This window comes from Actinobacillus capsulatus DSM 19761 (genome assembly GCF_000374285.1).
Lineage (GTDB): Bacteria > Pseudomonadota > Gammaproteobacteria > Enterobacterales > Pasteurellaceae > Actinobacillus > Actinobacillus capsulatus.
Genome location: NZ_KB893968.1, coordinates 1 through 1,600, shown reverse-complemented (window position 1 = coordinate 1,600; position 1,600 = coordinate 1). Strand labels below are relative to the sequence as shown.

Genomic DNA, 1,600 nt, shown 5'->3' with positions numbered 1-1,600 from the left:
ACCCAGATTTTTTCTAACTCCATTTTATCGGGGTGATATTTATACACGTTAATCCCGCCGCCGGTGGCTTGTCCCGTCACTAAAATGTGGGCTTTGGGGGCAGAGGATACGCTGAGATTTTTTCCGTAAGAATCAGTGGAAATACTCGGGTCATTGCCGATTTCGACATAGGCCTTGATCCAAGGGTCGCCGACGGTATAAAGAGCGGCAAATTTATAGCCTTTCCCATCTTCATTCCCACTTTTCGCAAGTCCTATAAAATCTTTTTCACTTAAAAAGACATTGGCAACTCCCCCCATTGATATTCCCTTATGCTGTACGTGATTCGGAATAGGAAGAAGCTGGCTTTTATCATATGACTTAGTTTCTTTTACATAAATACCTTTGTAAGGATTGGCTAGTGTTAATCTATTATTTAAATTTTTTATTTCCCACATATAGGACTTAGCATTCTCAGAGCTTGTCACCACCCATTTCCCGTCCGGGCTGATTAAGCCTGTGGTTTTTCCACAATTTCCATATAATCTAGCCACGGGCTTTAAGGTATGCCTATCCCATAGCGTCACGCCAAGATAGCTACTTTTCTTACTTTCAGTTGGGTTAATCGGGTTTGCCGTTAAATTGGTTTCTGCAACTGGATCATTTTCACCAACGCAAGTACTGCTTGCCGATAAAAAGTGATTTTCACTTATTGATAAAGTCAAGGGAAGTGGAAATGCGCCATCTGTATATACTGGCACTAAATCTTTCCCGTAACCTTTATATAATTGCCCGTAGCTTTCATCATTTGAGGACAAATAAAAGGTTTTATCCGCTGAAATAATATGGGTTTTCACCTGAAAATGGGGGAAAGAATTCACTTCTTTTCCGTTCACATCTTGAATATGCACCACATTTTTATCATCCTGCCACATAAATTCATGGCTATCAGGTACAAAGGCGGTAGTAAAACCTTCTGCATTCGTCGCTAATACTTTTTTCTCTTTCTTTTCAATATCCCATAAAACCAGCTGTTGTTCCGGCAGAAAAAATAAAAATTTTCTCTCTGCATGAACACTAATGACATAACGTCCATCACTAGAAACGGCGAGAGAAACAACAGGTTCCGTGCGATGATATTGATAAACACAAAACGAAATAATAAAGAGTAATATAATTATGAATATTTTGATAAATTTATTTCTTATCATTTCTTATATCTCCCAAATTTTGAGCCTTTCTTTATCCATTCTTCCATAATATATTGTAAATAACTTACACGATAAATATCAGGAAATATTTTCGGCTTAAATGTATCCAGTGCAGCCCATTCGTATTCCCGCATTGCCGAATGGGAAATAAAGTAAAATCGTTTATGACCATTCTTATCGGTAATACTTTGATCAAAGAAAAAGAATTTATCATCCTTTAATTTCTCTATAAAAGCATCTGCCGGATATATCTTTTGCGCTTTCTGTAACGCCTCATCAATTTGTTCCGGGTTAGGGGCTGTTAATCGATTCCCTTGATGCCCCAACGCAGGACGCACCGCCGTATCATATACCCGCCAATCATCAAATAATGCCCCCATTAACACATCTATAATATGTTCAAAATAAGC

At 38.2% G+C, this 1,600-nt stretch carries 1 protein-coding gene and 1 pseudogene; both read right to left on the bottom strand.

What is annotated here, in order from left to right; all coding sequences use genetic code 11:
* A partial coding sequence (locus tag C228_RS0112975; RefSeq protein WP_018653012.1) for a WD40 repeat domain-containing protein occupies positions 1 to 1,190 on the bottom strand: 1,190 nt, incomplete at its 3' end.
* Positions 1,187 to 1,600 (bottom strand): annotated as a pseudogene (locus tag C228_RS14585) (alpha/beta hydrolase); the annotation flags it as partial. The gene C228_RS0112975 and the pseudogene C228_RS14585, both read right to left, overlap by 4 nt.